Annotated in this window: 25 protein-coding genes; 13 read left to right on the top strand and 12 right to left on the bottom strand. The window is 70.8% G+C overall.

Annotated features, from left to right (window positions below):
- Positions 1 to 843 (top strand): helix-turn-helix domain-containing protein, encoded by an 843-nt coding sequence (locus tag KOI47_RS33990; RefSeq protein WP_216211576.1) that lies wholly within the window; start codon positions 1 to 3, stop codon positions 841 to 843.
- Positions 844 to 858: 15 nt separating this feature from the next.
- The gene (locus tag KOI47_RS33985) at positions 859 to 1,080 is read left to right on the top strand and encodes a DUF397 domain-containing protein (protein ID WP_216211573.1); all 222 of its coding nucleotides are present in this window, start codon (positions 859 to 861) and stop codon (positions 1,078 to 1,080) included.
- Here KOI47_RS33985 and KOI47_RS33980 read toward each other — a convergent pair.
- Genes KOI47_RS33980 through KOI47_RS33970 form a run of 3 tightly spaced genes read right to left on the bottom strand, consistent with a single transcriptional unit; the run spans position 990 to position 2,376 of the window.
- Positions 990 to 1,421 carry a VOC family protein gene (locus KOI47_RS33980; RefSeq protein WP_216211570.1) on the bottom strand — a complete coding sequence of 144 codons (432 nt, stop codon included), beginning with the start codon at positions 1,419 to 1,421 and terminating at the stop codon, positions 990 to 992. The two genes, KOI47_RS33985 and KOI47_RS33980, sit on opposite strands and share 91 nt — an antisense overlap.
- Complete coding sequence (locus KOI47_RS33975; RefSeq protein WP_216211568.1) at positions 1,418 to 2,050, bottom strand: maleylpyruvate isomerase family mycothiol-dependent enzyme; 633 nt, start codon at positions 2,048 to 2,050, stop codon at positions 1,418 to 1,420. The genes KOI47_RS33980 and KOI47_RS33975 overlap by 4 nt, the downstream gene beginning before the upstream one ends.
- Complete coding sequence (locus KOI47_RS33970; protein WP_216211565.1) at positions 2,047 to 2,376, bottom strand: YciI family protein; 330 nt, start codon at positions 2,374 to 2,376, stop codon at positions 2,047 to 2,049. Before KOI47_RS33970 ends, KOI47_RS33975 begins: the two co-directional genes overlap by 4 nt.
- 109 nt (positions 2,377 to 2,485) lie before the next feature.
- Between KOI47_RS33970 and KOI47_RS33965 the strand changes: the two genes are divergently transcribed.
- Both KOI47_RS33965 and KOI47_RS33960 read left to right on the top strand, forming a co-directional pair.
- On the top strand, positions 2,486 to 2,908 hold the full coding sequence (locus tag KOI47_RS33965) for a PPOX class F420-dependent oxidoreductase (RefSeq protein ID WP_216211562.1): 423 nt from the start codon (positions 2,486 to 2,488) through the stop codon (positions 2,906 to 2,908).
- A 44-nt stretch (positions 2,909 to 2,952) separates the two neighbouring features.
- Entirely contained in the window at positions 2,953 to 3,879 is a 927-nt protein-coding gene (locus tag KOI47_RS33960) for an NHL repeat-containing protein (RefSeq protein WP_216211559.1), read from the top strand.
- Between the two features lie 82 nt (positions 3,880 to 3,961).
- Here KOI47_RS33960 and KOI47_RS33955 read toward each other — a convergent pair whose 3' ends face one another.
- The gene (locus tag KOI47_RS33955; RefSeq protein WP_216211557.1) at positions 3,962 to 4,492 is read right to left on the bottom strand and encodes a TetR/AcrR family transcriptional regulator; all 531 of its coding nucleotides are present in this window, start codon (positions 4,490 to 4,492) and stop codon (positions 3,962 to 3,964) included.
- A gap of 85 nt (positions 4,493 to 4,577) precedes the next feature.
- On the opposite strand from KOI47_RS33955, the gene KOI47_RS33950 reads away from it, so the two are divergent.
- Genes KOI47_RS33950 through KOI47_RS33935 form a run of 4 tightly spaced genes read left to right on the top strand, consistent with a single transcriptional unit; the run spans position 4,578 to position 8,712 of the window.
- Complete coding sequence (locus KOI47_RS33950) at positions 4,578 to 6,101, top strand: MFS transporter (protein WP_216211556.1); 1,524 nt, start codon at positions 4,578 to 4,580, stop codon at positions 6,099 to 6,101.
- Positions 6,067 to 7,458: an FAD-binding oxidoreductase gene (locus KOI47_RS33945; protein ID WP_216211554.1), complete on the top strand. Its 1,392-nt coding sequence runs from the start codon at positions 6,067 to 6,069 to the stop codon at positions 7,456 to 7,458. The genes KOI47_RS33950 and KOI47_RS33945 overlap by 35 nt, the downstream gene beginning before the upstream one ends.
- A 3-nt stretch (positions 7,459 to 7,461) precedes the next feature.
- A complete protein-coding gene (locus KOI47_RS33940; protein WP_216211552.1) occupies positions 7,462 to 8,292 on the top strand; it encodes a helix-turn-helix domain-containing protein in 831 nt (276 codons plus the stop codon).
- A 45-nt stretch (positions 8,293 to 8,337) separates the two neighbouring features.
- On the top strand, positions 8,338 to 8,712 hold the full coding sequence (locus KOI47_RS33935) for a VOC family protein (protein WP_216211550.1): 375 nt from the start codon (positions 8,338 to 8,340) through the stop codon (positions 8,710 to 8,712).
- Here KOI47_RS33935 and KOI47_RS33930 read toward each other — a convergent pair.
- The 3 genes from KOI47_RS33930 to KOI47_RS33920 are packed head-to-tail and all read right to left on the bottom strand — an operon-like array spanning position 8,709 to position 10,911.
- A complete protein-coding gene (locus KOI47_RS33930; protein ID WP_216211547.1) occupies positions 8,709 to 9,113 on the bottom strand; it encodes a hypothetical protein in 405 nt (134 codons plus the stop codon). The genes KOI47_RS33935 and KOI47_RS33930 overlap by 4 nt on opposite strands.
- 59 nt (positions 9,114 to 9,172) lie before the next feature.
- Positions 9,173 to 10,075, bottom strand: a complete 903-nt coding sequence (locus KOI47_RS33925; protein ID WP_216211546.1) for an AurF N-oxygenase family protein — start codon at positions 10,073 to 10,075, stop codon at positions 9,173 to 9,175.
- A 59-nt stretch (positions 10,076 to 10,134) separates the two neighbouring features.
- Positions 10,135 to 10,911: a MerR family transcriptional regulator gene (locus tag KOI47_RS33920; RefSeq protein WP_216211543.1), complete on the bottom strand. Its 777-nt coding sequence runs from the start codon at positions 10,909 to 10,911 to the stop codon at positions 10,135 to 10,137.
- A gap of 154 nt (positions 10,912 to 11,065) precedes the next feature.
- Between KOI47_RS33920 and KOI47_RS33915 the strand changes: the two genes are divergently transcribed.
- Positions 11,066 to 12,733 carry an L-lactate permease gene (locus tag KOI47_RS33915; protein WP_216211540.1) on the top strand — a complete coding sequence of 556 codons (1,668 nt, stop codon included), beginning with the start codon at positions 11,066 to 11,068 and terminating at the stop codon, positions 12,731 to 12,733.
- Here KOI47_RS33915 and nagA read toward each other — a convergent pair.
- The 3 genes from nagA to KOI47_RS33900 form a co-directional block, all read right to left on the bottom strand.
- Positions 12,715 to 13,863 (bottom strand): N-acetylglucosamine-6-phosphate deacetylase, encoded by a 1,149-nt coding sequence (gene nagA, locus KOI47_RS33910; RefSeq protein WP_216217743.1) that lies wholly within the window; start codon positions 13,861 to 13,863, stop codon positions 12,715 to 12,717. The genes KOI47_RS33915 and nagA overlap by 19 nt on opposite strands.
- Before the next feature lie 85 nt (positions 13,864 to 13,948).
- Complete coding sequence (locus tag KOI47_RS33905) at positions 13,949 to 14,524, bottom strand: SigE family RNA polymerase sigma factor (protein ID WP_216217742.1); 576 nt, start codon at positions 14,522 to 14,524, stop codon at positions 13,949 to 13,951.
- A 140-nt stretch (positions 14,525 to 14,664) separates the two neighbouring features.
- Positions 14,665 to 15,588, bottom strand: coding sequence for an SDR family oxidoreductase (locus KOI47_RS33900; RefSeq protein WP_216211538.1), 924 nt, complete (start codon positions 15,586 to 15,588; stop codon positions 14,665 to 14,667).
- Between the two features lie 122 nt (positions 15,589 to 15,710).
- Between KOI47_RS33900 and KOI47_RS33895 the strand changes: the two genes are divergently transcribed.
- The 3 genes from KOI47_RS33895 to KOI47_RS33885 all read left to right on the top strand — a co-directional run bounded on the left by KOI47_RS33895 (position 15,711) and on the right by KOI47_RS33885 (position 18,321).
- Positions 15,711 to 16,538: an LLM class F420-dependent oxidoreductase gene (locus KOI47_RS33895; protein ID WP_216211535.1), complete on the top strand. Its 828-nt coding sequence runs from the start codon at positions 15,711 to 15,713 to the stop codon at positions 16,536 to 16,538.
- Positions 16,539 to 16,623: 85 nt separating this feature from the next.
- On the top strand, positions 16,624 to 17,655 hold the full coding sequence (gene fbaA, locus KOI47_RS33890; RefSeq protein ID WP_216211532.1) for a class II fructose-bisphosphate aldolase: 1,032 nt from the start codon (positions 16,624 to 16,626) through the stop codon (positions 17,653 to 17,655).
- 252 nt (positions 17,656 to 17,907) lie between these two features.
- Positions 17,908 to 18,321 carry a DUF3151 domain-containing protein gene (locus tag KOI47_RS33885; protein ID WP_216211529.1) on the top strand — a complete coding sequence of 138 codons (414 nt, stop codon included), beginning with the start codon at positions 17,908 to 17,910 and terminating at the stop codon, positions 18,319 to 18,321.
- Positions 18,322 to 18,330: 9 nt separating this feature from the next.
- On the opposite strand, the gene KOI47_RS33880 is transcribed toward KOI47_RS33885, so the two are convergent.
- Positions 18,331 to 19,560 (bottom strand): lipase family protein, encoded by a 1,230-nt coding sequence (locus tag KOI47_RS33880; protein ID WP_216211524.1) that lies wholly within the window; start codon positions 19,558 to 19,560, stop codon positions 18,331 to 18,333.
- A gap of 71 nt (positions 19,561 to 19,631) precedes the next feature.
- Between KOI47_RS33880 and KOI47_RS33875 the strand changes: the two genes are divergently transcribed.
- Positions 19,632 to 20,282, top strand: coding sequence for a TetR/AcrR family transcriptional regulator (locus tag KOI47_RS33875; RefSeq protein ID WP_216211523.1), 651 nt, complete (start codon positions 19,632 to 19,634; stop codon positions 20,280 to 20,282).
- Between the two features lie 82 nt (positions 20,283 to 20,364).
- Here the strand turns inward: KOI47_RS33875 and KOI47_RS33870 are convergent, their stop codons facing one another.
- Positions 20,365 to 21,030: a hypothetical protein gene (locus KOI47_RS33870; RefSeq protein ID WP_232376435.1), complete on the bottom strand. Its 666-nt coding sequence runs from the start codon at positions 21,028 to 21,030 to the stop codon at positions 20,365 to 20,367.
- Positions 21,031 to 21,069: the final 39 nt, after the last annotated feature.

The following is a 21,069-nucleotide window of genomic DNA, read 5'->3' as shown; positions in this document are numbered from 1 at the left end:
GTGAGTGAGCAGAAGTCGCCGCCGTTTCGTCGCCGCCTGCTCGGCCGTACCCTGCGCGGCCTGCGCGAGAAAGCCCGGCTGACGACCACGGAGGTCTGCGCCCGGCTGGAGATCTCCGCCGCGCGGCTGAGCCGGATCGAGAACGGCCAGACCGCCCCGGATCTGCTGGTGGTCAAGGCGCTGCTGGACGAGTACGGCATCCCGGTCAACGACTGGGAGCCCTACCTCGACCTGGCCCGCGAGGCCAGGAAGAAGAGCTGGTGGCAGTTGCACGGCCTGCCGACGATGGGGTACGTCGCGCTGGAGTCGGCGGCGAACTCGGTTCGCGAGTTCGCCCTCGCCTACCTGCCAGGACTGTTGCAGACCAGGGACTACGCGGCCGCCGTGCTCGGCGAGTCGCTGCTGAACTGGACCCGACAGCAGTTCGAGGGCCACCTCGCGGTGCGGATGCGGCGGCAGCACCGGCTGACCGACCCGGAGGACGACTTCGACCTGGTCGCGATCGTGGACGAGGGTGCCCTGCGCCGCCCGGTCGGCGGGCTGGAGGTGATGCGCGCGCAACTGTCCCACCTGGCCGAGACGGCGGCGCTGCCGAACGTCTCGCTCCAGGTGCTGCCCACGGCGGCTGGGGTGCACCTCGGCATGGCCAGCGCGTTCATCGTGCTGGGCTTCCCCGAGCAGGATATCGCCGATATCGCCTACATCGCTCATGTGGCGGGCTCGCTGCAGTTGGAGAAGGCCGAGCAGGTCCGCGACTGTAAACTGACCTTCGACCGGCTACGCGACAAGGCGCTCGGTCCGGCCGAGTCGGTCCAGCTGATCCGGCGGCTGGCCGAGCCATGAGAGAGGCGATGCGTGATGCCCACTGTGGACCTCTTTGGTGCCCGGTGGCGCAGGAGCAGTCACAGCGGCAACGGTGGCGATGACGCATGCGTAGAGGTCGCCGTCCTGCCCGCCACCGTCGCCGTCCGTGACTCCAAGGCACCGGGTCAGGGCGCGCTGGTGCTGTCCCCGGCGGCCTGGTCGGCCTTCGTCACCATCCAGGCGTGGCCGTCCGGGTCGGCGAAGGTGCCCGCGTAACCCCACGGCTGCTGCCCCGGCTGGATGACGATCTCCGCCCCGGCCCCGGTCGCGCGCTGGATGATCGCGTCCACCTCGGCCTCGGTACCCGCGGACAGGCCGAGCAGGCACTCCGACGTGCCGCGCCCGGCGACCTCCCGGCCGCCGACCACCCAGCCGAAGCCCTCGGCCGGGACGAGCATCAGGCGCAGCCCGTCGTTGACCGCGAACTGCAGCGGCTCCGGCAGGCCGTCCTCGGCGGGCTCGCCGAAGGGAGTAAGGCCGAGCGCCGCGCGGTAGAACTCGAACGAGGTCCCGCGGTCGGCGATCGGCAGGGCGAGGGTGACTGGTCCGGTGCTCATGATCGGGCCTCCTTCGTGCTGAAGCGGGCGCTCGGCTCGCCGTGCAGATGGCCGGGCGGGAGTGTGCGGCCGCAGGCGACCAGCAGCAGGTCCTGCGCCGTGCCGGACAGTGGCGTTCCGGAGCCGTAGCTCCAGTCCAGGTCCGTGGCGCGCAGTTCGATCCCGTCCAGGTCGGCACCGAAGAACTTGAGCTGCTTCGGTTCGAGGCCGTCCAGCACCGGGCGCAGCCGCTCCGGCGGCACCGTGCGGTCGATGCCGAGCGGCACGGTGATGTCCAGGCCGTGGATCACGTCGTGGGACAGCGCCCCCTCGTACCCACCACGCGGCGGTTTCCACGGGTGGTGCACGTTGTCCCGCAGCGCGGCGGTGAGCTCCTCGACGGACAACTTGTCCGCGTCGCGGCGGGCGCACCGGTCGGACATCTTCGTGAAGTTGCCGCCGGACCTCAGCATCTCGCCGAGGAACCGGCGCCCGGAGTAGCGGTACGGCATGGTGATGTGCGCGACGACCTCGCGTACCCGCCAGCCCGCGCACAGCGTGGGCGCGTCCCACTGTCGCTCGGTCAGGCCGGTGAGTGTCCCGGTCAGGTCGGTGCGTTCCGCGGCGATGTGCTCCCTGATCCCGGTCATTCCGGGAACTCCAGCATTGGCCGGACCTCGATCGTGCCGTAGCCAGCCGCCGGGTGCTTCGCGGCGATCTCCAGCGCCTCGTCCAGGTCGGCGCACTCGATCAGGCAGAACCCGCCGATCTGCTCCTTGGTCTCGGCGAACGGCCCGTCGGCCAGCAGCACCTCGCCCTCGCGTACCCGCACGGTGGTGGCCTCGTTCGGCGGACGCAGCCCGCCGCCACCGCGGATCACGCCGCGCTCCGTCATCTCCTCGGACCAGCCGCCACAGCCGTCCTCGGCATGCTCGGCCGCCGACTCGTCGCCACAGATCAACAGCATGTACTTCATCAGGAACCTTCCTTACCGTCGTGCTACCCCACCGACGAACGGGCGCGGCCCGGACGGACACCGGGATCCAGCGGGAATGCGGTGGTGGGGGCGGCTTGTTGAGTGAGCCATGGCACAGGAGCAAGCGCTGCACGACCTGATCGGCAGCCGCCCGCTCGGCGTACTGGTGACGCTCAAGCGGGACGGCAGGCCGCAGCTGTCCAACATCACCCACCACTATGACCGCGACGCCGGGATCATCCGGGTGTCGATCACGGACGGCCGGGCCAAGACCAGGAACCTGCGCCGGGACCCGCGGGCCAGCCTGCACGTGTCCAGCCAGGACGGCTGGTCCTATGCGGTCGCCGAGGGCACCGCCGAGCTGACCCCGGTGGCGGGGGATCCGGGCGACGCCGTGGTGGACGAGCTGGTCGAGCTGTACCGCACCCTGCAGGGCGAGCACCCGGACTGGGACGAGTACCGCTCGGTCATGGTCGCCGACCAGCGCCTCGTGCTGCGCCTGCACGTCGAGCGGGTGTACGGCATGGCCTGAACGACGGCTGTCCCTGCCGCCCGGCCTGCCGGAGAATACCGGGTATGGCACGGATCTCCGGGTTGCTGGCCGTCCTGCTCGCCACCCTCGCCCTGCTGGCTCCGCCCGCCTCAGCCCGCACGTTCTTCCCTGCCGAGCTCCGGCTGCCGGACGGCTTCCAGCCGGAGGGGATCGCCATCGGCGCCTGGCCGACGGCCTACTTCGGCTCGCTGGCCGACGGCCGGATCTACCAGGCCAGCCTGCTCACCGGGCGCGGCCGGGTACTCAGCGCCGGGCCGGGAACCCCGTCGGTGGGCATCAAGGTGGACTCCGTGCACGGGCGGTTGTTCGTCGCGGGGGGCACCGGCGGGGACGCGCGGGTGATCGACGCGCGCACCGGCGAGGTGCGGGCCAGCTACCGGCTCGCAGGTGAGGGCGGGTTCGTGAACGACCTGGTGATCACGCGCGAGGCCGTCTGGTTCACCGACTCCTACCGGCCGGTGCTGTACAAGCTGCCGCTCGGCAGGCACGGTGAGCTGCCAGCCCAGCGGGAGATCACGACGGTCCCGCTGTCCGGGGACATCGAGTACGTGCCCGGCGAGATCAACGGCAACGGGATCGTGACCACTCCGGACCGCGAGGCCCTGCTGATCGGCCAGACGGTGACCGGGCAGCTGTTCCGGGTCGACCCGGCCAGCGGGGTGACCCGCACGGTCGACCTCGACGGGGAGTCCCTTCCGCACAACGACGGGCAGCTGCGCTCCGGTCGGGACCTGTACGTGGTGCGCAACCGCGCGAACACGGTGACCCGGCTGGAGCTGAACCGGGCGGGCACCTCGGCCAGGGTCGTCCGGCACGCCACCGACCCGCGCTTCGACGTCCCGGCAACCATGGCCGCGTTCGGGCCCCGGTTCTACCTGGTCAACGCACGCTTCGGCACGCCGCCGACCCCGCAGACCAGCTACCGCGCCGTGGCCATCCACCGCTTCTAGGGAAAGGCCCTGAACGTGGCGTTCGCGACGTTCAATGTCGCGAACGGCACTTTTGGGACGTCCACCGTCCGGAAAGCCACGTTCAGGGCTTCGCGCCCAGCCGGAGCAGGATCTCGTCGAGCTGCTCCAGCAGGGGGTTGGGGTCCTCACCGGTGGAGGCGCGCAGGTAGAGGCCGTCGCCGATCAGCGTGACCAGCTCGGCGGTCAGCGGGTCGTCCAGGTGCTCGACCAGCAACTCCCGCCACGGGCGCATGCAGGCCTGCAGGGACTCGGCGGCCTTGGGCTCGTCGCCTGCCAGCCGGACCGCGGCCAGGGTGGTGCGGTGCCACGGGTTGTCCATGCTGGCGTCGGTGACCGAGGACCGCAGGTAGTACCGCACCACGCCGTCCTCGGCCTCGCGCGCCTTCGCCAGGTCCGCGTCGTTCAGCAGGGACATCCGCTCCAGCAGGCCGTCGAGCAGGGCGTCCTTGGACCCGAAGTGGTACAGCAACCCGCCCTTGGACACCCCGGCCCGCGCCGCGACGGCGTCCAGGGTGACGGCGGCGGGGCCGTGGTTGAGCAGGATTTCCTCGTAGGCGTCCAGGATCCGGTCCCGGGATGAAGGCTTCGGCACGCGCTTGACTGTACCGTCTGGACGGTCTACCTTCAATGGAAGGCGGAAACTGTACCGTCCAGACTGTTAAGTACAAGGGGAGATCATGGTCAAGGCAGGACGCAGGGAGTGGCTCGCGCTGGGCGTGCTCACGCTGCCGGTGCTGCTGATCAGCGTGGACATGACCGTGCTTGGGTTCGCGCTGCCGTACCTGAGCGAGGACCTGGCGCCCACCGGCGCGCAACAGCTGTGGATCGTGGACAGCTACGGCTTCCTGCTGGCCGGGCTGCTGATCACCATGGGCACCCTTGGCGACCGGATCGGCAGGCGCAAGCTGCTGCTGGCCGGTGCGGCCGCCTTCGGAATCGCCTCGATTATCGCGGCCTTCTCCACCAGCGCCGTCATGCTGATCGTCGCGCGGGCGCTGCTCGGCATCGGCGGGGCGACGCTGATGCCGTCCACCCTCTCGCTGATCCGCACCGTGTTCACCGACGACCGGCAGCGCCGGATCGCGATCGCGGCCTGGGCCGCCACCTTCTCCGGCGGCATGGCGCTCGGGCCGGTGCTCGGCGGCTGGCTGCTGGAGCACTTCTGGTGGGGCTCGGTCTTCCTGATCAACGTGCCGGTAATGGTCCTGTTGCTGGCGCTCGGCCCGTTCCTGCTGCCGGAGGCGCGGGACCCGAATCCTGGCCGGTTCGACCCGCTCTCGGCCGTGCTCTCGCTGGCCGCGGTGCTGCCGGTGGTCTACGGCATCAAGAAGATCGCGGAAAGCGGGCCGGACCTGCTCGGCATCGGCGCGATCCTGGTTGGCTTCGCCGTTGGCATCCGGTTCCTCAACCGGCAGCGGCAGCTGGCCGATCCGATGCTGGATCTCGACCTGTTCCGCGACCGGAGGTTCAGCGTCTCGGTCGGCACCAACACCCTCGGGGTGTTCGCGCTGAGCAGCGTGTTCTTCCTTGCGCCGCAGTACCTGCAACTCGTGCTCGGGATGAGCCCGGTGACCGCGGCGCTGTGGATGCTGCCCGCGACGGCGGCCGGGGTGGTGAGCTCGCTGGCCGCCGCGCGGCTGGCAGGCCGGTTCCCGGTGCCGAAGCTGATCGGGATCGGCCTGCTGACCGCGGCCGCCGGTTTCCTCGCCCTGACCCAGGTCGGGGTGGAGTCCGGGCTCGCCGCGCTGGTGGCCGGATTCGTGCTGGTCGGCGCGGGGGTTCCGCTGTCCGAGGCGCTGACCACCGACCTGGCGATCTCCACCGCGCCGCCGCGCCGTGCCGGGGCCGCCTCGGCCATCTCCGAGACCGGGTTCGAGCTCGGCGGGGCGCTGGGCGTTGCGGTGCTGGGCAGCGTGGCCACCGCGGTCTACCGCTCCGAGCTGCCCTGGACGGCTCCGGCCGCGGCCAAGGACACCCTTGGCGGCGCCGTGGCCACCGCGCAGCAGCTACCCCCCTGGCAGGCAGCGGAGTTGCTGGGCAGCGCGCAGCAGGCGTTCGTGCACGGTATCCAGGTCTCCGCCGTGCTGGGTGCGGTGCTGCTGGCCTACACCGCGGTGCAGGCGATGGTGCTCCTGCGGACCCACCGGGAGGGCTACCGTGGGCGGCATGAGCAACGACGCCCTGCTGGCCAGACTCCGTGACGAGCTCGGCAAGGACGCCGTGCTCACCGACGCCGATGTCACCGCGAGCTACTCCAGGGACATGATGCCGCTGGCCCCGGCGGGCAGCCCGCTCGCCGTGGTGCTGCCAGCCGATGTCGCCGGGGTACAGGCCACCGTGCGTGCCTGCGCGGAGGCCGGGGTGCCGATCGTGCCGCGCGGGGCGGGCAGTGGGCTCTCCGGCGCGGCGAACGCGATCGACGGCTGCGTGGTGCTGGCCCTCACCAAGCTGAACCAGATCGTCGAGGTGGACCCGGCCAACCGGCTGGCCGTGGTGCAGCCAGGGGTGGTGAACCTGGACCTGCGGGACGCGGTGGAGAAGCACGGGCTGTTCTATCCGCCGGACCCCTCCAGCTACGACTGGTGCACGATCGGCGGCAACCTCTCCACCAACGCGGGCGGGCTGTGCTGCGTGAAGTACGGGGTCACCACCGACTCGGTGCTCGGGCTGGAGGTCGTACTCGCCGACGGCTCGCTGCTGCGGACCGGCCGTCGCACGGTCAAGGGGGTAGCGGGCTACGACCTGGCCCGGCTGTTCATCGGCAGCGAGGGCACCCTCGGCGTGATCACCCAGGCCACCGTCGCCCTGCGTCCGCTACCGCAGGCCCCGGCCACCCTGGTCGCCGGTTTCCCCAGCACCGAGGCCGCAGGCGAGGCGGTGGCCAGGGTGGTGCGCGAGGGCCTGGTCCCCTCGCTGATGGAGATCATGGACGCCACCTCGATCAAGGCGTCCGAGGCCTACCTCAAGACCGATATCGGCGCGGGCTCCGGCTGCCAGGCACTGCTGCTGTGCCAGTCCGACTCCGGCGGTGAGGTGGCCCGCCGCGAGCTCGCCGTGCTGGAGCAGATCTGCCTGGACTGCGGCTCCGATATGACCTACGCGACCGATGACCTCGCCGAGGGCAACATGCTGTTGCAGGCGCGCCGGGTCGTGCTCACTGCGCTGGAGCTGTACGGCACCTGGCTCACCGACGACGTGTGCGTGCCGCGCACCCGGATCGCCGAGCTGATCGCGGGCTGCCACCGGATCAGCGAGGAGGTCGGACTGCGCATCGCCGTGGTCGGGCACGCGGGGGACGGCAATATGCACCCCACGATCGTCTACGACCCCACCTCGCCTGAGGAGTCCGCCAGGGCGCACCGGGCCTTCGACGACATCCTCGAGGTCGGGATGACCCTTGGCGGCACGGTCACCGGGGAGCATGGGATCGGCAAGATCAAGCAGGACTGGCTGGAACGCGAGATCGGCCCGGTCGGCATGCGGGTGCACCGGCAGATCAAGGCCGCGCTGGATCCGGACAACCTGTTCAACCCGGGCTCCATGTTCGCGCCGGGGTGACCCGTGCGGCCGCATACGGAACGGGGCAGCGGGCCGCTGGGCAGCTGGGAGCTGGTCAGGGGCGCGCCCCATCCGGACCTGCGCGCCCAGGTGCGGCGCTACCTCGGCTACGCGGAACACACGAGTTTCACCCGGCGCCGCGAGGTGCCGACCGTGCTGGTCCCGCTGATCATCAACCTCGGCCCGCCGCTGCGGGTCGGCGGGCAGGCCTACCGGCTCGGGTTCCTCGCCGGCCTTTCGGACTCGGCAGGCATCGTGGAATCCGGCGGGGAGCAGGCCTGCATCCAGGTGGACTTCACCCCGCTCGGCGCCCGGCTGCTGCTGGACCGCCCGCTGCGCGAGCTGACCAATCGGGCCGCGGACATCCAGGAGGCCTTCGGGTATGCCGGGCAGGAGCTGGTCGAGCGGCTGCACGCCGAACCGGACTGGGACAACCGGTTCCGGCTGCTGGACACTTTCCTCGGGCGCAGGCTGGCCTCGGCCGCCGGGGTGCCACCGGACCTGGCCTGGGCCTGGCGGCGGCTGGCCCGCACCGCGGGTGCGCTGCCGGTCGCGGCGCTGGCGGCCGAGCTGGGCTGTAGCCGCAAGCACCTGACCGCGCGGTTCACCGAGCATCTCGGCCTTCCGCCCAAGACGCTGGCCCGCATCCTGCGGTTCCACGGCGTGGTCGGCGAGCTGAACCGGTTGTCCGGACCCGTCCGGCTGGCCGAGCTCGCCGCCCGGCACGGCTACTACGACCAGGCCCACCTCAGCCGCGAGTTCCGCGCGCTGGCCGGGCTCAGCCCCAGCGAACACCTGCGCCGCAGCAGCCCGGAGTACGGCCTGATCGAGTGACATTCGTCCAAGCCCGCGCCCGGCGGCGCCCGTAGCGTCCCCGGCATGAACGAGATCACCGTCCCGAGCATCAACCCCTTGCTGTTCTGTGCCGATGTACGTGCCAGCCAGGACTTCCTGGTCGAGGCGTTCGGACTGGAACCCGGCCCGGCGCACGATGGGCACGCCATCGCCTACCTCGGCACCGCCACCGTGCACCTGTCCACCCCGCACCCCGGCAGCATGGAACCGGCGGGCCAGGTGTCCGTCCTGCACGCGCTGGTGCTCAGCTACGTCGAGGATGTGGACGCGGTGTACCGGCGGGCAAGGGCCGCGGGCGCGAAGGTGGAGTACGAGGTCCAGGACATGCCCTACGGCCAGCGCGAATGCGGCCTGCGCGACCTGGATGGGAATCTGTGGAGCTTCGCCACCCCGAACTAGATCAGGGTGAGCAGCCCGATCACCGAACCGGCCGCGAGGCCGAGCAGCACGGCCAGCAGCAGGATCCAGCGCACCGGCGGCGGGGCGGGGCCCGCCACCCGCTGCTCCACCGTGGCCTGCTCCGGTTCGGCCTCGCCCGCCCTGGCCTCCATCGACTCCAGCGCGGCCCGCTCGTGCTCCAGCGAGTTCGCCGCCGGGCCGGACAGCAGGCCGTAGCTGTGCGGGACCTCGGCGGCCGGCTTCGGCCCGATGACCGAGGTGTTGTCGAACACGGAGACGTCGAACTCGCGCGGGCGCTCCGCCTGCGGCGCGGAGCGTGCCTGGGCACGTAGCGCCTCCGCCAGCAGCCATTCGTGTTCGGCGGAGCCGGCGGAGTCAGCGGAGTCGGCGGGCTCGGTCACCCCTCTCACGCTAGTGCCCGGCCAAGTGGATCATTCGGGCAACCCGCGCCACGTGACGGTCAGCCGAGCAGGCCGGAGCGTAGCCACATCCGCCGGGTGGGCCCGCCGATCAGGTCGGCATCGGAAAGGAACCGCACCACCCGCTCGGCGCCGTGCCGCTTGGCCTCCTGGTGATGCGGGTTCGCCAGGGCCTGCCTGCGCGCTTCCTTCGGATCCAGCCCTGCCCTGGCGTACTGCGCGGGCCGGGTCAGCGCGGTGGCCAGCAGCATTGCACCCTGCGCGGCCACATAACGCGCGAACTCCTTGTCCAGCCTGCGCACCCTGCCCATCCCGCGCAGCAGGTCCTCCCGCGCGTAGCGCACATGCCGCGCCTCCTCGGTGACGTGGATCCGCATCACCGCACGCACGATCGGTTGCAGGTTCTCGTCCCGCATGGTGTCCCGCTGCAGGACGTCGAAGACCTCCTCGCCCATCAGCGTCGCCGCCCACATCGACGGCCCGCGCAGCACGAACGGCAGCGCCTGGCCGAGCACGTACCAGCGCAGGTCCTGCCGGTAGGGCCTGCCGCCCACCTTCTCGATCAGCCTGCCGAACATGGTGGAGTGCCTGCATTCCTCGGCGACCTCGGTGTAGGCGTAGTGCACATGCCGCGAGCGCGGGTCGCCGTGGTAGGCCAGCCGCATCAGCATCTGCATCAGGATGGTCTCGAACCAGATCCCCACGCTCACCGTGTTGATCATTTCCTGCTTGGACAGTTCGAGCCGTTGCTGCCTGCTCATCCGTTGCCACAGCTCGGTTCCGTACAGGGTGACCAGCTGTTCCGGCACGAAGAACTTGTCCGGCTCCAGCGGAGCATCCCAGTCGATGTCCACTTCAGGGTCGTAGCTCAGCCGCGCCGAGGACTGCTGCAGGCGCTGCGCGGTGACCTCGCGGTCGGGCGGTGTCGGGGTGCGGCGGTTCATGGACCGCTCCTCTCGCCGGGACACCCAAAGATTAGAACGGTCATTGAAAGAATGGAAGACTAAACTTTCCCGCCGTGGTCATCCTGCTGCTCATCGGGCTGCAGCAGCGGCCCGAACCGGTCGGCAAGCCAGGCGCTCAGCTCCCGGCTCATCGACCTGGCCAGCGAGGCCGACACCGCCGCCTGTGCCTGCGGGCGCAACCGCTTGGCCCGCTCGGTGAGCTCGGGCACCTCCTCCGCCCTCGGTGTCCACTGTGGATCGTCCGTGGGTAGTACGTGCTGGTCGACCAGCTCAAGGAACAGCCTGGCGAGCTCGTCGGTATGCCGCTGGATCTGCTCGGCGATGTCCAGTACCACCGGCATCGGCACCCCCGCGGCCAGCAGCTCGCGCCCCGCCTGAAGCAGCCGCGGGCTGCGCACTATCAGGTGCACCCCCTGCTGCTCCACGATCCCCAGCCGCAGCGCCCGCTTGATCGTGCCCGGCCCGGCGTGCCGCCCGAACTCCCTTGCCAGCTCGGCGATCGGGATCCGTTGCGGTACCTCGTCCGACCACGGCTGGGTGAGCGCCTCCTCCAGGCCGAGTACGTCGCCGAGGTCGCGACCCTCCTCCCAGGCGGAGATCATCTCGCGGATCTGCGCGAAGGTGTAGCCGCGCTCCAGCATCCCCAGCACCAGCCGTAGCCGGGCCAGATGCGCCTCGGTGTAGACGGCCACCCTGCCGCGCCGCATCGGCGGCGGCAGCAGGCCGCGATCCTGGTAGACCCGAACGTTGCCGACCGTCGTCCCCGCCGCACGAGCGAGATCGTCGACCCGGTACTCGGTACCTGACTCGGACACCCGCGGGAGTGTAGGAGGCCGGGCAAGGCCGCCATACCGCCGGTGAATGGATTCCGAACCCGGCCGCCTTGACCCCGTGATCAATCCACTGCCAGACTCGGCGAGCCTGACGTATGACAGAAATCATATTTCACGATACGGAAATGGCCTGATCATGGACAACCTGGGTGTCCTCAGCCTGGTCGCACTCGCCCCCATCGTGGTCGTCGGCATCCTGCTGGTGGGTTTCCGCTGGCCCGCCAAGTACGCGATGCCACTCGGTTTCGTCGTGGTGGTGCTCTCCGCCGCGTACGTCTGGGAGGTCGAGCCGGTGGTGATCGCGGCCTCCAGTATCGAGGGGCTGATCCTGGCCTGCGGCCTGCTCTACATCGTCTTCGGCGCACTGCTGCTGCTCGGCACGCTGGCAGGCAGCGGGGCACTCGCCTCGATCCGGGCCACCTTCACCGATATCAGCCCGGACCGGCGGGTACAGGCGATCATCATCGGCTGGCTGTTCGGCAGCTTCATCGAGGGCGCATCCGGCTTCGGAACCCCGGCCGCCGTGGTCGCGCCCCTGCTGCTCGCGCTCGGCTTCCCTGCGATGGCGGCGGTGATGGTCGGGCTGACCATCCAGAGCACACCGGTGACTTTCGGCGCGGTCGGCACGCCGATTCTGGTCGGGGTGAACGACGGCCTCAGCGGCAGCCAGGAGGTCCAGCAGCGGGTGTCGGTGCTGGGACTGGAGCTGCCCGACTACATCGCCCGGATCGCCCTGGACGCCGCCGTGGTGCACGCCATCGTGGGCACCCTGATCCCGCTGCTGCTGGCCTGCATGCTCACCGGGTTCTTCGGCGGGCGCGGGTGGCGCGGGTTCGCCGACGGCCTGAAGGTGTGGCGGTTCGCGCTGTTCGCCGCGCTGGCCATGACCGTGCCGTACGTGCTGGTCGCGGCCCTGCTCGGCCCGGAGTTCCCCGCGCTGCTCGGTGGCCTGGTCGGCCTTGCCGTCGTGGTCACCGCGGCCCGGCGCGGCCTTTTCCTGCCCGCGACACCCTGGCAGTTCCCGCCAAGGCAGGAGTGGCAACCGCGCTGGACCGGCACCGTGCGGCCGGACGCCGAGGTGGCGGGCAGGCGGATGCACCCCGGCCGGGCCTGGGCGCCGTATCTGCTGGTCGCGGTGCTGCTGGTGCTGACTCGCGCGGTGCAGCCGGTGCAGGAGTTCCTCACCGGGCTGTCGGTTGACTTCGACGGCATCCTCGGCACCGAGATCGGGGAGAGCCTGCAGCCGTTCTACCTACCCGGGTTCATCCTGATCGTGGCCAGCGTGGCGGCCTACGGGCTGCACCGGATGAACCCCACGCAGATCGCGGCCTCCTGGCGGGTGGCGGGAAGGCAGCTCGCAGGCGCCGCGGTGGCCCTGCTGTTCGCGCTGCCGCTGGTGCGGATCTTCATCAACTCCGGGGAGAACGCCGCGGGCTACGAGAGCATGCCACTGACCCTCGCCGACGGCGCGGCCTCGGTCGCGGGCGGGGCGTGGCCGTTGTTCGCGCCGTGGATCGGGGCGCTGGGCGCCTTCGTGGCGGGCAGCAACACGGTGAGCAACCTGATGTTCTCGCTGTTCCAGTTCTCCACCGCGGAGAACATCGGGGTGGCACCGGAGGCCGTGGTGGCCGGGCAGGCCGTTGGCGGCGCGGCCGGGAACATGATCACCGTGCACAACGTGGTGGCCGCCTCGGCCACGGTCGGCCTGCTCGGCAGGGAGGGCGACCTGATCCGCAAGACGATCTTCCCGATGATCTACTACTGCCTCGCGGGTGGCGTGCTGGTCTACGTGCTCGCTTCCTGACGGACGCCGGGCACCCAGCTGCCGCGGTGCAGCACCCGGGCCGGGCGCAGGTCCTCGTCCAGCACCACCAGGTCGGCGCGCAGGCCGGGGCTCAGCGTGCCGGCAAGGTCGGTCACGCCGAGCAGCTCAGCGGGCCGGGCCGAGGTGGCCCGTACCGCCTCCGGAACGCTCATCCCCGCGCCGAGCACCAGGTTGCGGAAGGCGGCGTCCATGGTGAGCGTGCTGCCTGCCAGCGAACCGTTACTGGCCAGCTTCGCCACCCCGTCCCGGACGTCCACGTCCAGCTTGCCGAGGGTGTAGGTGCCGTCCGCCGCGTCGGTTGCCGACATCGCGTCGGTGACCAGCACGGTCCGCGACCCGCCCGCATGCCGTGCGGCCAGCCGCAGCATGGTCGGGTGGACGTGCACCAGGTCACAGATCAGCTCGACGGTGACCCGCTCGTCGTCCAGCAGGGTCCCGATCGGCCCCGGTTCCCGGTGGTGCAGCGGGCGCATGCCGTTGAACAGGTGCGTCGCCACCGTGGCCCCGGCGTCCACGGCGGGCCGGATCTGCTCCTCCACCCCGTCGGTGTGCCCGACCGCGACGATCACCCCGGACTCGGCGAGCTGGCGCACGGCCTTGATCCCGCCGACCAGTTCCGGGGCCAGGGTGACCATCCGGACGTGCCCCTTGCCCGCGGCCAGCAGCGCGTCCACCGAGTCGGTGTCCGGTTCGCGCAGCGCCTCCGGGTCGTGCGCCCCGCACCGGGAGCGGGCGATGAACGGCCCCTCCAGGTGGATCCCGGCCAGGTCGCCGTCCTGCACCAGCTCGCCGAGCGCGGCCAGCTGGTCGGTCAGGATCGGGATCGGGTCGGAGACCAGGCTGGCCAGCATGGTGGTGGTGCCATGCCGGCGATGTGCCGCGATCGCGCGGACGAACTGGGCCCGGTCGGTGCTGGAGAACGACCCGCCGCCACCGCCATGGCAGTGCGTGTCGACGAACCCTGGCACCACCAGCGCCCCGCCGACGTCCACCTGCTCGCCTTCGGGCGGGACCCCGGTACCGAGACCGGTGATCAGCTCGCCGGAGACCGCGAGCCAACCGGAGTCCATTATTCCGTTCGGGCTCGCCACTCGGGCGCCCGTGATCACGAAGTTTCCGGTACCGTTCACACCAACAGCATATTGGTCCAGACCAGCCCCCAGTGAAAAACCCCCGTACTTCGACGCCAGCTCGTTATTTATGACCCTCGTGCATGGTCTTCTGCAGTGCTTCGAGCGCCCGGCTGGCCGTCGACTTCACCGTGCCCTTGGAGATCCCGGCCGCCTCGGAGATCTCCGCCTCGGACAACCCGCCGTAGTACCGCAGCACCAGCACCTCACGCTGCCGTGGCGGCAGCTTCGCCAGCGCGTTGACCACCGACTGGTGCTCGGTGGACAGCATGGCCAGGCTCTCCGCCGAGCGGGCGTTGGCGGTGTGCGGCGGCACGTAGTCCCGTGCCGTCTTACGCCGCCGCAGCACACTGCGGGAGCCGTTGACCACCGCGGTGCGCAGGTAGCCGACCGCGGCCGCGGCGTCCCGCAGCCTGCCCCAGTTGCGGTGCAGTCCGGTGAACGCCTCCTGCACCACGTCCTCCGCCGTGGCCGGCTCGTCCACCAGCAGGATGGCCAGCCGGACCAGCCGCATCCGGTGCGTGCGGTAGAGGTCCTCCAGGGTCAGCGGGGCCGAGGGTTCGCTGGGCCGCGCGGGTGTGTCGATCGTGCGCAGATGTCCGAGCGTGCGTTCGACACTGCTCTCCGCGGGGCCCTGCATCGATACCTGCCCGTCCTCGACCGGTTGACTGCTGACTACGGTGGGTTCGCCGTACGCGCCCCCAGCTGAGGACACGCACACAAAGCGTATCGGGTCACCCGGTCGGCGCCAGCGGTTCCGGTCGTGATCACGGAACTGGACTAGTCCACCACCGCGCGGGTCGCCGCGCGCCCGCCGTGCCCGGTGACCGAGGCCTCCCTTGCGCCCCGGGCGGCGATGTCCTCCAGCGCCGCCCGGTCGGCAGCAGGCACCCGGAACCGGGCACCGAGCTCGATCATCGGGGGCAGCAGCGACCTGATCAGCTTCATCGCACCGACCCAGCGCGGCACGTGGATGGTGCGCGCCCGCCGCTCGATCCCGGCATGCAGCTGCTCCAGCGCCAGCTCCAGCGGGTAGGTCTTGCCGAACAGGCCGGGCATCCCTGCCCTGAGCTTGCCGAACACCGGGTGCGCGTCGGCGCTCTCCACCAGGTCGGTGCGGATCCAGGTGGGATGTGCGACCCCCACCCGCACGCCGAGGTGGCGGACCTCCGCGCGCAGGCTGTTGCAGAACGCCTCCACCCCGGCCTTGGCCGCCGTGTAGTTCGCCATTCCCGGCGGGTGCGCGATCGCGGCGAAGGAGGAGATCGCGAGCAGGTAACCCTTGCGCTCGATGACGTGCGGCAGGGTGACCCGGAAGGTGCGCCAGACCCCGAGCAGGTCGACCTCGATCACCTTCTCGAAGGCGGCCGGGTCCACCGAGCGGACGAAGCCGGTGGTCGCGATCCCGGCGTTGGCGATCACGACGTCGATCCCGCCGAAGTGCTCGACCACCCCCGCGGTGGCCGCGCGCAGGGCCGCCCAGTCGGTGACGTCGGCCTCCCATGCCCGCGCGCCGTTGCCGATCCGCTCGGCCACCGCGTGCATCTCGTCGATCTCCAGCCCGACCAGCGCCACCTTCGCGCCCTGCGCGGCCAGGCGGTCGGCCAGGCCGGCGCCGATGCCACGCGCCGCGCCGGTGATCAACACCACGGTGTCCCTTCCGGACTTCCGGGAACCGGTCAGCCGGGCAAGCGGATTCGCCATGGGTCCTCCTCGACACCTTGTTTTGCCTGCTGGCGGAAGGGTACAGAACTTACTCACGGTAGGCTACTGGCGGGTAAGTATGGTTGGGGAATTCCTTACGAACTTCGGCCGTTGGCAGCGGCATGGGTATCGAACTGGGCAAGATCGGAGTATGGCGAGCCGGGGCGGTCGGTCCGGAGTTCGCCGTCGAGGCCGAGCGGCTGGGGTACGGCGCGATCTGGGTCGGTGGCTCGCCACCCGCCGATCTCGCCGCGGTGGACGGGCTGCTCGAGGAGACCCGCAAGCTCGTGATCGCCACCGGGATCGTGAACATGTGGACCGCAGACGCGGCCGAGGTCGCCGCCTCCTATCACCGGATCGCCGCCCGGTACGGGAACCGCTTCCTGCTCGGGGTCGGGGTCGGGCACCCGGAGATGCAGGACGCCTACACCAGCCCGTACCAGAAGATCCTGCGGTACCTGGACGAACTGGACGCCGCCGAGGTGCCAGCCGGATCGGTGGCGCTGGCCGCGCTCGGCCCGAAGGTGCTGCGACTGGCCGCCGAGCGGACCGCGGGCGCGCACCCGTACCTGACCACCCCCGAGCACACCCGGATAGCCCGCGAGACGCTGGGCTCCGGCCCGTTGCTGGCGCCCGAGCAGAAGGTGGTGCTGGAAACCGACCCGGAGCGCGCGCGGACGATCGCCCGGCCGGTGGTCGGCGCCTACCTCGGCCTGCGCAACTACACCAACAGCCTGCTCCGCTTCGGCTACACCGAGCTGGACTTCCTCAACGGCGGCAGCGACCGGCTGGTGGACGCCCTCGCGCTGCACGGGGACGCCGCGACCATCGCAAGGGGTATCACCGCACACCTGGAGGCCGGGGCCGACCATGTCGCGGTCCAGGTGCTCACCGCGGACGGCGCCGACCCGCTGCCCGCCTACCGGGAGCTCGCCGCCGCCTTGTTCTAGCGGTCCCCTCGTGGGGTGCTGCCTTGCCGCGGATGCCTCGTAGGATGCGGGCGTAGGCGCCTGCTATCCGAGGAGGACTGAACCCATGCCCATCGCGACCCCCGAGGTCTACGCGGAGATGCTGGACAAGGCCAAGGGAGGAGAGTTCGCCTACCCGGCCATCAACGTGACCTCGTCGGAGACCCTGAACGCCGCGCTGCGCGGCTTCGCCGAGGCGGAGAGCGACGGGATCATCCAGTTCTCCACCGGCGGTTCCGAGTTCGCCTCCGGCACCAAGGTCAAGGACATGGTCACCGGTGCCACCGCGCTGGCCGAGTTCGCGCACGTGGTCGCCGCCAAGTACCCGGTGAACATCGCGCTGCACACCGACCACTGCCCGAAGGACAAGCTGGACGGCTTCGTCCGGCCGCTGCTGGAGATCTCGCAGGAGCGGGTGAACCGCGGGGAGAACCCGCTGTTCCAGTCGCATATGTGGGACGGCTCGGCGATCGACCTTGACGAGAACCTGGAGATCGCGGGTGAGCTGCTGGCCAAGGCCGCCGCCGCGAAGATCATCCTTGAGGTCGAGATCGGCGTCGTCGGCGGTGAGGAGGACGGCGTCTCGAACGAGATCAACGAGAAGCTGTACACCGCCGAGGGCGACTTCGTGAAGACCGTGGACACGCTCGGTGCCGGGGACAAGGGCCGGTACCTGCTCGCCGCCACCTTCGGCAACGTGCACGGCTCGTACAAGCCTGGCGCGGTCCAGCTGCGGCCGGACGTGCTCAAGCGCGGGCAGGCGGTGGCCGCGGAGAAGCTCGGGCTGCCCGAGGGGTCCAAGCCGTTCGAGCTGGTGTTCCACGGCGGTTCCGGCTCGCTGCTGGAGGAGATCCACGAGGCTGTGTCCTACGGCGTGATCAAGATGAACGTGGACACCGACACCCAGTACGCCTTCTCCCGCCCGATCGCCGACCACTTCTTCAAGAACTACGATGGCGTGCTGAAGATCGACGGCGAGGTTGGCAACAAGAAGGCCTACGACCCGCGCAGCTACCTCAAGGTCGCCGAGGCCGCCATGGCCGACCGCGTGGTGGAGGCCACCCAGGCCCTCAAGTCCACCGGCCAGACCCTCCGCTGACCAGCCAACTGCTGTGAGTGTCCCTTTCACTGCGAAATTCGCAGCCGAAAGGGACACTCACAGCAAGCAGGAGTTCACCCGGGTGGGTGGTGGATTTGCCCGGGGGCAAGGGGTAACGGCAAGGTGACCGGATGATGCCCAAACGCGTTGTGGCCGCGGTGCTGATCGCCGCGCTGGTGCTGGTCGGCGCGACCACGGCGTTGACCGCCTTGCTCTGAGCCGCCTCCCCGGCCGTTCTGCCAGAATTGCGGCATGACGCACGCCAACCTGCTCGGTCCCGAGCCGACCCGCCTGCCGGAACGCGCCGACGCCGAGGCCGCGATGGACTCCGGCACCGATCCCGCCGAGGTCGCCGCCGAGCATCCGGACTACAGCGAGGCGTGGGCGGCGCTGGCCGAGAAGTCCCTTGCCGCGGGCGAGGTGATCGCCGCCTATGCCTACGCGCGCACCGGCTACCACCGCGGACTCGACCAGCTGCGCCGCGCGGGCTGGAAGGGGCACGGCCCGGTGCCATGGGAGCACCGTCCGAACCAGGGTTTCCTGCGGGCACTGGCCGCCCTCGGCACCGCGGCGGGCCGGATCGGGGAGACCGAGGAGTACGAGCGCTGCAAGCAGTTCCTCACCGAATCCGATCCCGCCGCGGCTGAGGCGGCCGGGCTCAGCTGAGTCAGGGCATCAGAACCGCCCGCAGTTGTCCGGCGGCGTCTTGCCTGCGAACCGGTCGCCGAGCCAGAGGAACATCTCCGGGAACGCCCGGATCGCGCCGCCCACATGCGTGGGCACCAGTGAGCTGCTGAACTGCACGGTCGTGCCATCGGCGCACCAGTCGCGGGCCATCTGCCTGCCCTGGCCATAGGGCACGATGTCGTCCAGCACGCTGTGCACCACCAGCATCGGCACCTCGGGCGCCCGCTCGCCGATCCGCTGCTCGGCGACCCGCGAGGCATACGGCTCCTCGCCGAGGTAGGCCGAGAGCGGGCGCCCGTCCTTGGTCAGGCCGGTCGACTTGGTGAAGGCATGCGCCACGATCGCCTGCGGGGTGCACTGGTGCTCGACCTCGGCCAGCAGCCGCTTGCCCCGCTCGTTCAGCACGTCCGGGATGTTCAGCTCGGGGTAGGCCTCGTCCATGCTGAGCAGCGCGTAGCCGAGGAAGCCCGCGGCATAGTGCCCGTCCAGGTTCCGCGCCACCTTGGCGAGGTCGGCCGGGACCGCACCGGCGTAGGAGCCGCGCAGGTCCAGCTCCGGCGCGTACTCCGGGTGCAGCTCGGCCGCCGCGGCCGAGGCACCGCCGCCCTGCGAGTAGCCCGCTGTGGCCACCGGCCCCGCGTCCGGCAGGTTCGCCTCGGGCAGCCGCTGCGCGGCCCGGACCGCGTCGAGCACGGCGTGTCCCTCGGCCGCCCGGTTCACGTAGGTGTGCACACCCGGCGTGCCCAGCCCCTCGTAGTCGGTGACCACCACGCCGTAGCCGCGGGTCAGCAGGCCCGCGATGAACGGACCCTCGTACTCCAGTCCCGCGGACAGTGCCTTGGATGGCGCGCACTCGTCCCCGACGCCCTGGGTGCCCGGCGCGTACCCGACGACCGGGCGCTCGCCTTCGCCCCGCCACGGCGAGTTCGGGGTCAGCACGGTGCCGGTGACCGCGATCGGTTCACCGTGGGTGTCGGTGCTGCGGTACATGATCCGCTGGACCTGCGCGTCCGGCCGGATCAGCTTGATCGGGTCGATGAAGAACTCGGCAGGCTCGTGCCGGATGATGTCGCCGTTCTCGCCCGGGGGCAGCGGAGTCGGGGGATCGTAGAACGACTCCGCGGCTGCCGGGGCCGCCCCGACCGTCAGCACGGCCAGGCCGGTGACCGCGGCGAGCAGGGTGCCGAGCAGCCTGCGGGCGCGGGAGGGAACGCGCATAACTTGCTCCTCGTTGAGCGGGAAAGTTTTCGACAATAATGTCGAAAAAAGATTGGGTGAGGTGACTCACGATGTCAACCCCGTCCCGCAGGGGCCCGGGACGTCCGCGCAAGCTCCCGGTCGCGCAGCAGCGGACGCTCGTGCTGGCCGCGGCCCGGCAGGTGTTCGCCGAGCAGGGGCTGCAGGCCGCCACGGTGGGGCAGATCGCGGCGCGGGCCGGGTTAACCCGGCAGAGCGTGTACGAGCACTTCGGGGACAAGGCCGGGCTGTTCGCCGAGGTCGTTGCCGAGGTGGAGAACCTGGCCTACGAGTGGATCAGCGCCAGGGCGATGGACGAGACCGCGCCGGACCTGCGGGCGTGGGCACGGCGCAACTACGCCGCCCTGTTCGACTTCGTGCACGAGCATCCGGCGGCCCTGCCGGTGCTGCAGGAGGCCGAGCGCGCGGGTGATCCGGCGATGACCCGCATCCGCGACCGGCTGGCCCCGCTCTACACCGAGGCCAGCAGGCAGCGCTGGGCGGCGCACGGGGTGGAACCGGGCCGGGCGGACACCGCGCTGGTCGCCATGTACTTCGCGATGACGGAGACGCTGGTACGGCTGGACTGGCGGGGTACGGCCCCGGACCGCGCGGCCCTGATCGACCTGCTCACCGAGTTCACCGTCGGCGGGGTGCTGCGGCTGTACGAGCAGGGCGGCGACATCCTCGGCAGGCTCCGCTAACCAAAGGCCCTGAACGTGGCTTTCCGGACGTTGAACGTCCCAAAAGTGCCGTTCGCAACGCTGAGCGTCGCGAACGCCACGTTCAGCGCTCTGCTCCGGCGCGGATCAGCCGCAGGTCCTCGGTGTGCCGGTACCAGGTCCACCGGTTCACCGCCCTGGAGAACGGCACCCCGTCCAGGATCGGCGTGGTGGGCAGGCTGCCGAGCTCGAAGGCGCGGCCGGCGAAGGTGGACCGGCGCCGCAGCAACGTTCCCCTGGTGATCCGTACCACCAGTCCGGCCTCGGTGTCCGGCTCGACCTCGATCCGCCGGGCGGCGCCGCGCAGCGCCCGCTGGTCGTCGCAGTAACCAACGCCACGTACCGGTCCGATAACGCCACGCCCGGCCAGCACGCCGCCCGAATCGTCCCGGATCAGCGGGACCGGGTCCACCTCACCCTGCCAGGCCAGCGCGAGCGCGCGGATCGGGTCGGTGGGCAGCCCCCACAGCCGCGCCACCGCGGAATGCGGCTCGGCCGGGATGTAGCCGACCTTGGTGGTGCCGAGTTTTTCCTTGCGCAGCAGGCGAAGCAGCACGGCGGCGAGGTCGGCGTCGGTACCGGCGACCAGCAGGTGCGCGGCCTCCTCGCCGGTCAGCAGGGGGTCCACCGCGGCCTTGCCGGGGCGCGCGGGCAGCCGTTCGGTGCGCACGTCGTCGGCCTCGGGCAGCTCCGGCGCGTCCTGCCCGCAGATCAGTACCAGTCCGCGCACGTAACCATCCTCCGTTACAGTCATGCACCGGCATTCACC

It is taken from the genome of Amycolatopsis aidingensis, assembly GCF_018885265.1.
GTDB lineage: Bacteria > Actinomycetota > Actinomycetes > Mycobacteriales > Pseudonocardiaceae > Amycolatopsis > Amycolatopsis aidingensis.
Note: the sequence above shows the minus strand (reverse complement) of the source record. Positions and strands in the feature narration are given on the sequence as shown.

Excerpts from the sequence above, each read along its gene's own strand:
- KOI47_RS33985 (WP_216211573.1), top strand. The coding sequence starts at position 859 with ATGCCCACTGTGGACCTCTTTGGTGCCCGGTGGCGCAGGAGCAGTCAC.
- KOI47_RS33980 (WP_216211570.1), bottom strand. The coding sequence starts at position 1,421 with ATGAGCACCGGACCAGTCACCCTCGCCCTGCCGATCGCCGACCGCGGG.
- KOI47_RS33975 (WP_216211568.1), bottom strand. The coding sequence starts at position 2,050 with ATGACCGGGATCAGGGAGCACATCGCCGCGGAACGCACCGACCTGACC.
- KOI47_RS33970 (WP_216211565.1), bottom strand. The coding sequence starts at position 2,376 with ATGAAGTACATGCTGTTGATCTGTGGCGACGAGTCGGCGGCCGAGCAT.
- KOI47_RS33965 (WP_216211562.1), top strand. The coding sequence starts at position 2,486 with ATGGCACAGGAGCAAGCGCTGCACGACCTGATCGGCAGCCGCCCGCTC.
- KOI47_RS33960 (WP_216211559.1), top strand. The coding sequence starts at position 2,953 with ATGGCACGGATCTCCGGGTTGCTGGCCGTCCTGCTCGCCACCCTCGCC.
- KOI47_RS33950 (WP_216211556.1), top strand. The coding sequence starts at position 4,578 with ATGGTCAAGGCAGGACGCAGGGAGTGGCTCGCGCTGGGCGTGCTCACG.
- KOI47_RS33945 (WP_216211554.1), top strand. The coding sequence starts at position 6,067 with ATGAGCAACGACGCCCTGCTGGCCAGACTCCGTGACGAGCTCGGCAAG.
- KOI47_RS33935 (WP_216211550.1), top strand. The coding sequence starts at position 8,338 with ATGAACGAGATCACCGTCCCGAGCATCAACCCCTTGCTGTTCTGTGCC.
- KOI47_RS33925 (WP_216211546.1), bottom strand. The coding sequence starts at position 10,075 with ATGAACCGCCGCACCCCGACACCGCCCGACCGCGAGGTCACCGCGCAG.
- KOI47_RS33915 (WP_216211540.1), top strand. The coding sequence starts at position 11,066 with ATGGACAACCTGGGTGTCCTCAGCCTGGTCGCACTCGCCCCCATCGTG.
- KOI47_RS33905 (WP_216217742.1), bottom strand. The coding sequence starts at position 14,524 with ATGCAGGGCCCCGCGGAGAGCAGTGTCGAACGCACGCTCGGACATCTG.
- KOI47_RS33900 (WP_216211538.1), bottom strand. The coding sequence starts at position 15,588 with ATGGCGAATCCGCTTGCCCGGCTGACCGGTTCCCGGAAGTCCGGAAGG.
- KOI47_RS33895 (WP_216211535.1), top strand. The coding sequence starts at position 15,711 with ATGGGTATCGAACTGGGCAAGATCGGAGTATGGCGAGCCGGGGCGGTC.
- fbaA (WP_216211532.1), top strand. The coding sequence starts at position 16,624 with ATGCCCATCGCGACCCCCGAGGTCTACGCGGAGATGCTGGACAAGGCC.
- KOI47_RS33885 (WP_216211529.1), top strand. The coding sequence starts at position 17,908 with ATGACGCACGCCAACCTGCTCGGTCCCGAGCCGACCCGCCTGCCGGAA.
- KOI47_RS33880 (WP_216211524.1), bottom strand. The coding sequence starts at position 19,560 with ATGCGCGTTCCCTCCCGCGCCCGCAGGCTGCTCGGCACCCTGCTCGCC.
- KOI47_RS33875 (WP_216211523.1), top strand. The coding sequence starts at position 19,632 with ATGTCAACCCCGTCCCGCAGGGGCCCGGGACGTCCGCGCAAGCTCCCG.